We start from the raw sequence: 7,331 nt of genomic DNA on the forward strand, positions 1-7,331 counted from the left end.
TCGCTTTCCATGGGGCGAGACCTGAGCCTCCTCGGCGCGCCTGCGGGGTCTCAGCCTTCCCGCATATCCCATAGGAGTCGAGCATCCCTCCATTCCAATCAACTAATTCATCAAAAAAAGTTTACGATAAAAACCTAATTTAATATCCTTTACTTAGTGTAACATAACAGAATATTATCAGTTTGTAAGTCAATTGAGATTGATCATCACCTTATAAACTAATCATTTAAAACTATCTATCTAAAATTTGCTCTTAATATTTTTAATTTCCGAAAAAACAATTACGATAGTTTGTTGGAATATTAAAATTGTTGAAACACTTTAACATTTAAAATCGTTAATCGGTAATAAATAAAAAAATGAATTTTAACATCATTAATGTTCCACTTAATTTTGTTTTCTCTATAAACCGTTTTATATTTCAACACTCTGAAAACAAGGTATGCTAATATACTTTGTTTTCTTAAGTTCGTTATCAAACTCCTGCGCAAATCAGTTCAACTGTTCTACCTGATCTCTAATCATTTCCATTTTATAGTCTAATGAATTTACAGTTGCGGAAGCTTCGTTCAGACTTTCGATAATTGCTTTTGGGACCTTTTTATTGTATTTATAAAAAATCTTGTGTTCTAGGCTTGCCCAGAAATCCATTGCAACTGTTCTAATTTGGATTTCAACTTTTACTCTTTTCGTTTCAGAAGCAAGGAAAATTGGAATTTCAATAATCATATGAAAGCTTTTATAGCCATTTGGTTTTGGGTTTTTTATATAATCTTTTATTTCTATTATATGGATATCGTCTTGTTGTTTTAATAGTTCATAAATCATATAAATATCACTAATAAATGAACAACTAATACGAACTCCAGCTATATCACTCATATAATTTTCCAAATTATATTGGGTAAGTTCTAAACCTTTTCGCTCAAGCTTTTCTATTATACTGTCAGGTTTTTTTAAGCGTGATTTTACGTGTTCTATTGGATTATGATTATGAGTTAAAGTAAATTCTTCATTTAAAATTCTAATTTTAGTATTGATTTCATCTAACGCAAATTTATATATTAAAAGTGTGTTAGTCCATTCACCTAAGCTTTGATCTTTCAACATAGGCAACCTCCTAATGTATATTACATCAGTAATTGTACCAGCTTAATGTGAACTCAGTGTGAAATCTTGGTGAACAGTTAGTGACAAGTAAAATACAGGGATTTTAATTGATTTAGGTAAAAGGGTAGCAATGGCAGGATCATTAGACAAGGATCAAAGAAGTAGAGAGTACAAGTTATATTAGAAGAATAAACAATTTATAGCAGCTACAGTAAGACATTTAGGGTTTTGTTAGTTTTGGAATAATATGTTATAAATTTATATATATAATTTTAGTTAGGAGTACATTGATGAAACAGAGTTTTTATCGTTTGTTTATAGAGTTGACGAATAATCGTTTTACTTCGGGTCTTTTGCGTAGGCTTGCTACTTCTAGATTTAGTAGGTTTTTTATTAATCCTTATATTAAAGCGTTTAATTTAAATATGGATGAGAGTAAAGAGACTGTTTTTCCTACTTTACATGCTTTGTTTACTAGAGAACTAAAGCAAAATGCTAGACCAATTCATGCTGGAGAAAGTGAATTAGCTTGTCCGGTAGATGGTGTGTTAGAGTCATGTGGGAAAATTGAGATGGATATTAAATTTGTCGTTAAAGGAAAGACATATAGCATTATTGAGATGTTAGGTTCAAAGGAAATGGCAGATAAATATGATGAGGGTTATTATATGGTCTTGTATTTAAGTCCTAGCCATTACCATCGTATACATAGCCCGATCGAAGGCGAAATTGTATCACAATTCGAGTTAGGTGCTAAATCTTATCCAGTGAATAAAGCAGGATTAACGTATGGTAAAGATCCACTTTCAAAAAATTATCGAGTTATTTCAGAAGTACTATGCTCTGAAAACAATAAACATGTCGCGATGATTAAAGTTGGTGCAATGTTTGTTAACACAATCGTAGTAACCAAAAAAGAAAAGCGTTTGAAAAAAGGTGAAGAAGTAGGGTATTTTTCTTTCGGTTCTACAGTTGTATTACTTTTTGAAGCTAATAGTTTTTCACCAAATTTGAAACTTCAATCTGGCCAAGCGATCAGAGTTGGTCAAAATCTTGGTAAATTACACTAAGTATGCACTTTTTTTCACGAAATGAGGGCCATCGTATAGAAAGATGGTTCTTTTTCTGTTATTGTAAAGAGTGCTTGTATTTTAATTTCACTTGTATTATTTGCATATATTGAAAATAATAAAAATGTTTAAGATGTTTTTTTTATATAGTAATCTAGACCTCTTCGTTTAATTTCTTTTTCAATTAAATAAATGAAGGCAGGATCAAGCTGTAAACCTAAAGCTTTTTTGTAGGACTCAAGTAACAACTCATCATTTAATTTGTACATATTATTTGCCCGGTTGGGCATTCACCTCCGAGTGAGAAAAGTTTTTTGAATTTCTTCGTAAACTTAATGTATCAAATTTTTAAAAATAGAACAATCGTTCGTTTATCCACAGAAATAGGTGGATAAGTTGTGGGTAAATTGTTTATATATTCTGAAAAGGTAGGTTCTTGGACTAAGGATAATGTGTATAAGATTTATCCACAGTTAGAATGATTGTAGTTATTTGTCGAACGATTTTAAGAATATATTGAGGTGTAATAATGTTTAATAAATTTTTACCGAGTGAAACTGTTAATAATGTTTATGCAATTACGCCTGAGCATTTAAAAGGCTTAGGAATAAAAGGGATCATTACTGATTTAGATAACACGTTAGTAGAGTGGGACCGTCCATTAGCTACTCCAGAGCTAACGAAATGGTTTAAAAGCATGGATGATGCAGGGATTAAAATTACAGTTGTATCGAATAACAATGCTGAGCGTGTTGGAAAGTTTTGTGATCCTTTAGGAATTCCATTCATTCATCGTGCGCGTAAGCCACTCGCTATATCATATAAAAAAGCATATAAACAAATGAATTTAAAGCCAAATGAAGTCGTGATGATTGGAGATCAATTGCTTACAGACGTATTTGGTGGTAATCGTCAAGGAATTCATACAATTTTAGTTGTTCCGGTTGCAAGTACAGATGGAATTTGGACAAGATTTAATCGAATGGTAGAACGTAGAATTCTTTCATCCTTAAGGAAGCAAGGATTGCTACAATGGGAGGATAAAAAGTGAGTAATACAGAAGTTAGATGTATTGGTTGTGGAGTTGAAATTCAAACAGAGGATAAGAACAAGCTTGGATATGCACCTCCATCTTCATTAGAAAAAGAAGAGATCATTTGCCAACGTTGTTTCCGTCTAAAAAACTATAATGAGATTCAAGATGTAGAGTTGACTGACTCTGACTTTATTCGTATCTTAAATGGGATAGGTTCTAAGGATTGTCTTGTTATTAAAGTAGTTGATGTTTTTGATTTTTCTGGTAGCTGGTTAAATGGAATTAATCGATTCGTTGGAAACAACAAAATATTATTAGTTGGAAATAAGGCAGATTTAATTCCGAAGTCAGTTAAGAAAAATAAGCTTACGCAATGGATGAGCGGAACTGCAAAACGTTGGGGACTTAAACCTGCAGGTGTTCATTTAATTAGTGCAGTAAAAGGCACTGGTATAGACGAATTAGCTGAAAGTATTGAAAAGCATCGTGAAGGTAAGGATGTATACGTAGTAGGTTGTACAAATGTTGGGAAATCAACATTTATCAATACGATGATTAAACGTTATAGTGAAGAAAATAGTAATATCATTACAACATCGCATTTTCCGGGTACAACACTTGATATGATTCAAATCCCACTTGATGAACAGAGTGATCTAATTGATACACCAGGTATTATTAATCATCATCAAATGGCTCATTTCGTTGATAAAAAAGGTTTAAAGATTATTACACCGAAAAAAGAAATTAAGCCTATGGTTTATCAATTAAATGAAGGACAAACATTATTCTTTGGGGGATTAGCTCGTTTTGATTATTTAGAGGGTGGAAGACGTTCTTTTACTTGTCACTTCTCAAACGAATTAGCAATTCATCGTACTAAACAAGAAAATGCTGATGATTTATATGAAAGACAAGCTGGGGAATTATTAGTCCCACCATATGGTGAACAAATTAATGAGCTTCCTAAATTAGTGAAGCATGAATTTATGATTAAAGATGCTAAAACTGATATAGTTTATTCAGGGTTAGGATGGATCACAGTGAATGAACCAGGTGCTAAAATTGTTGCTTATGTACCAAAAGGTGTAGCTGTAACTCTTCGTAATTCTATTATATAAGAATAATTTGGGGGCGGGAGAAATGAAAGACCAATATTATGTAATCGGTCAACCGATTGGTCATTCAATGTCACCAACTATGCATAATGAATGGTTTGGCGCTAATCAGATTTCAGGGCACTATTCAGCTAAAGAAGTTGGGATAACAGAATTAAAATCACTTATGACAGAATTTCGTTCAACTGTTAAAGGATTTAATGTTACAGCACCACTAAAAGTAGAAATTATGCAGTATTTAGATGAAATTGATCCATTAGCTAAAGCAATTGGGGCAGTTAATACTGTCATCAATAAAAATGGAAAACTTTATGGTAAAAATACTGATGGAATCGGTTATTGTAGAGGCTTATCTTATGTTTTGAAAAATCCGATTGAAGATGAAAAAATTTTAATCATCGGTGCAGGCGGTGCTGCTAGAGCAATCCTTTATAGTTTACTGCACTTAGGTGTTAAGCATATTACAGTCACCAACCGAACGTTAGAAAAAGCAGAGGATCTACTAGATGGTAAGCTGATGAATGAAGTTAATATTATGTCTATTTCAGATGCTGAAGAACATTTAGGTCACTTTTCTCTTATCATTCAAACAACTTCTGTTGGAATGAAGCCAAATGAAAATAGCACGCCGTTAGCACTAACTAATTTATCACCAAATGCAATTGTATCGGACCTAATATATAGCCCATTTAAAACAGTATTCTTAAAAGAAGCTGAAGAAAGAAATGCGACTATACAAAACGGATTACCGATGTTTATTTATCAAGGAGCATTAGCATTTCAAGAGTGGACGGGAATTTTTCCAAATACGATTGATGCATACTCATTACTAGAAAGAAAACTTGGAGGAACAAAATGTTAACAGGTAAACAAAAAAGATTTTTACGTTCGAAAGCTCATCACTTAAACCCTATTTTTCAAGTAGGTAAAGGTGGAGTTAATGAAAATATGGTTAAACAAATTTCAGAAGCGCTTGAAGTTAGAGAACTTTTAAAAGTAAGTATACTTCAAAATTGCGATGATGATCGTTACGATGTAGCAGATCAGCTAGTTGAAGGTACAAACGCTGAACTAGTGCAAGTAATTGGACATACAATTGTTTTATATAAAGAGTCTCAAGAAAATAAAACAATCGTACTACCTTAATATGTAAAATACCGTTAATTAGAGGAGAAGCGGATTAATGGATAAACAAAAAGCACTTTCACTTGTAAAAGAAAAACTAACGAACGGGCGTTTTACACATACTATTGGTGTGATGGAAACTGCAGTTAGACTAGCCGAAAAGTACGGTGCGGATGTAAAAAAAGCAGAACTAGCTGCAATTTTCCATGATGTCGCAAAATGCATGCCGATTAAAGACTTAAAATCAATTATGGAAGAAAATAAACTTTCATTGAAGCTTTTAAAGTACAATAAAGAATTATGGCATGCTCCTGTTGGTGCATATCTTACTGAACATGAATATGGAATTGATGATCAAGAGATCTTACAAGCAATCACATACCATACAAGTGGTCATAAAGAGATGAATTTATTAGATAAAATAATATACGTAGCAGATTATATTGAACCTAATCGTAGTTTTCCAGGAGTAGAGGAAGCTCGTGAATTAGCGGATCAAGATTTAGATCGGGCTTTATTATTTGCATTAAAAAATACAATTACATTTTTGATTGATAAAGAACAAACAGTCTACCCATTAACGGTTAAAACATATAACTCAATATTAAAGCAAGTTAAAAGTCAGGGGGAATAAAAGAATGAATGAAAAAGAATTAATGATGCTAGCTGTAAATGCTGCTGACGATAAAAAAGCTGAGGATTTAGTTGTATTAGATATGAAAGGAATCTCTGCAATTGCAGATTATTTCATTATTTGTCACGGTAATTCAGATAAGCAAGTTCAGGCAATTGCAAGAGAAGTGAAAGATCAAGCTCAACAAAATGGTAAAGATGTTAAACGATTAGAAGGATTTGACGAAGCTCGTTGGGTTTTAGTAGACATCGGTGACGTTGTCGTTCATATTTTCCATCGTGACGAAAGAAACTATTACAACTTAGAAAAACTTTGGGGAGATGCACCTTCTCTTGATGTTTACGGAGAGCTTCTTTCATGACATACAATCGCTTCGCGTATTTGTATGATCAATTAATGAAGGATGTCCCATATGAAAGATGGGTTCAATTCCTAGAAGATGTATTTCAAAAATATGAAATGCTTCAGCCTTCAATTTTAGATATAGGTTGTGGAACAGGTACATTACCCATCTCATTGGCAAAATTGAATTATTCAATTAGCGGGGTGGATTTATCTGAGGAAATGTTAAGTGTCGCAATGGCTAAAGCAGAAATTGAAAAAGTTAATATCCCTTTTTTTCAACAAAATATGGTGGAATTAGAAGGGTTTGATCAATTAGATTGTGTAACAATTTTCTGTGATTCACTTAATTATTTAGAAACAGAAGATCAAGTAAAACAAACCTTTATAAGAGTAAATGAAAGCTTAAAAGATAATGGTTTATTTTTATTTGATGTACATTCTCCTTATAAAATTGAAGAAATCTTTGGTGAAGAGACATTTTTTATTGATGATGCAGAGTTAAGCTTAGTCTGGTCTTGTACCCAAGGGGAACATCCATTAAGTGTTGAACATGATTTAGTTTTCTTTATGAAAGAAGAAAATCGTGATTTATATGAACGCTTCGAAGAGTATCACAATCAAAGAACCTTTCCAATAAATACGTATAAATCATTGTTAGATCAAACTGGATTTGAAGTGAAAGAAATCATAGCAGATTTCGATGAAGCTGTAGATGATACTTCTGAACGAATCTTTTTTACAGCAATGAAAAAATAAAAAACCCTTTTAAGAAAATTCCTTTTCTAAAAGGGTTTTTTACTTTGTTAGACGTACAAAATTGAATTTTGTATTTTTGTTACGAATGGAGTAAAGCAGTATAATTATTTTTAATCAAAATTGTTCCTTTACACGCT

Annotated in this window: 10 protein-coding genes; 8 read left to right on the forward strand and 2 right to left on the reverse strand. The window is 32.3% G+C overall.

Translation table 11 applies throughout. The annotated features are described in order from the left end of the window. Positions 1-492: 492 nt before the first annotated feature. Entirely contained in the window at positions 493-1,110 is a 618-nt protein-coding gene (locus tag CN514_RS13070) for a GTP pyrophosphokinase (RefSeq protein ID WP_069035113.1), read from the reverse strand. 290 nt (positions 1,111-1,400) lie between these two features. On the opposite strand from CN514_RS13070, the gene CN514_RS13075 reads away from it, so the two are divergent. Then, a complete protein-coding gene (locus CN514_RS13075) occupies positions 1,401-2,180 on the forward strand; it encodes a phosphatidylserine decarboxylase (protein WP_098232971.1) in 780 nt (259 codons plus the stop codon). A 128-nt stretch (positions 2,181-2,308) separates the two neighbouring features. On the opposite strand, the gene sda is transcribed toward CN514_RS13075, so the two are convergent. After that, positions 2,309-2,449, reverse strand: coding sequence for a sporulation histidine kinase inhibitor Sda (gene sda / locus CN514_RS13080; RefSeq protein ID WP_069035227.1), 141 nt, complete (start codon positions 2,447-2,449; stop codon positions 2,309-2,311). A 260-nt stretch (positions 2,450-2,709) separates the two neighbouring features. Here sda and CN514_RS13085 point away from each other — a divergent pair, with 260 nt between their 5' ends. Genes CN514_RS13085 through CN514_RS13115 form a run of 7 tightly spaced genes read left to right on the forward strand, consistent with a single transcriptional unit; the run spans position 2,710 to position 7,194 of the window. Beyond that, complete coding sequence (locus CN514_RS13085; RefSeq protein ID WP_098232972.1) at positions 2,710-3,231, forward strand: YqeG family HAD IIIA-type phosphatase; 522 nt, start codon at positions 2,710-2,712, stop codon at positions 3,229-3,231. Beyond that, on the forward strand, positions 3,228-4,337 hold the full coding sequence (gene yqeH / locus CN514_RS13090) for a ribosome biogenesis GTPase YqeH (RefSeq protein WP_098232973.1): 1,110 nt from the start codon (positions 3,228-3,230) through the stop codon (positions 4,335-4,337). The genes CN514_RS13085 and yqeH overlap by 4 nt, the downstream gene beginning before the upstream one ends. A gap of 22 nt (positions 4,338-4,359) precedes the next feature. Further along, on the forward strand, positions 4,360-5,196 hold the full coding sequence (aroE, locus tag CN514_RS13095; protein WP_098232974.1) for a shikimate dehydrogenase: 837 nt from the start codon (positions 4,360-4,362) through the stop codon (positions 5,194-5,196). Further along, entirely contained in the window at positions 5,190-5,480 is a 291-nt protein-coding gene (gene yhbY / locus CN514_RS13100; protein WP_098232975.1) for a ribosome assembly RNA-binding protein YhbY, read from the forward strand. The genes aroE and yhbY overlap by 7 nt, the downstream gene beginning before the upstream one ends. 37 nt (positions 5,481-5,517) lie before the next feature. Continuing rightward, entirely contained in the window at positions 5,518-6,093 is a 576-nt protein-coding gene (gene yqeK / locus CN514_RS13105) for a bis(5'-nucleosyl)-tetraphosphatase (symmetrical) YqeK (protein WP_098232976.1), read from the forward strand. Positions 6,094-6,097: 4 nt separating this feature from the next. Beyond that, positions 6,098-6,454 carry a ribosome silencing factor gene (rsfS, locus tag CN514_RS13110; RefSeq protein WP_098232977.1) on the forward strand — a complete coding sequence of 119 codons (357 nt, stop codon included), beginning with the start codon at positions 6,098-6,100 and terminating at the stop codon, positions 6,452-6,454. Then, positions 6,451-7,194, forward strand: a complete 744-nt coding sequence (locus CN514_RS13115; protein ID WP_098232978.1) for a class I SAM-dependent DNA methyltransferase — start codon at positions 6,451-6,453, stop codon at positions 7,192-7,194. Before rsfS ends, CN514_RS13115 begins: the two co-directional genes overlap by 4 nt. Positions 7,195-7,331: the final 137 nt, after the last annotated feature.

Origin of the sequence: Bacillus sp. AFS001701, assembly GCF_002559405.1 — a bacterium.
Classification (GTDB): Bacteria; Bacillota; Bacilli; order Bacillales; family Bacillaceae_G; genus Gottfriedia.

Excerpts from the sequence above, each read along its gene's own strand:
- yqeK (WP_098232976.1), top strand. The coding sequence starts at position 5,518 with ATGGATAAACAAAAAGCACTTTCACTTGTAAAAGAAAAACTAACGAAC.
- CN514_RS13070 (WP_069035113.1), bottom strand. The coding sequence starts at position 1,110 with ATGTTGAAAGATCAAAGCTTAGGTGAATGGACTAACACACTTTTAATA.
- CN514_RS13075 (WP_098232971.1), top strand. The coding sequence starts at position 1,401 with ATGAAACAGAGTTTTTATCGTTTGTTTATAGAGTTGACGAATAATCGT.
- yhbY (WP_098232975.1), top strand. The coding sequence starts at position 5,190 with ATGTTAACAGGTAAACAAAAAAGATTTTTACGTTCGAAAGCTCATCAC.
- aroE (WP_098232974.1), top strand. The coding sequence starts at position 4,360 with ATGAAAGACCAATATTATGTAATCGGTCAACCGATTGGTCATTCAATG.
- sda (WP_069035227.1), bottom strand. The coding sequence starts at position 2,449 with ATGTACAAATTAAATGATGAGTTGTTACTTGAGTCCTACAAAAAAGCT.
- rsfS (WP_098232977.1), top strand. The coding sequence starts at position 6,098 with ATGAATGAAAAAGAATTAATGATGCTAGCTGTAAATGCTGCTGACGAT.
- CN514_RS13085 (WP_098232972.1), top strand. The coding sequence starts at position 2,710 with ATGTTTAATAAATTTTTACCGAGTGAAACTGTTAATAATGTTTATGCA.
- CN514_RS13115 (WP_098232978.1), top strand. The coding sequence starts at position 6,451 with ATGACATACAATCGCTTCGCGTATTTGTATGATCAATTAATGAAGGAT.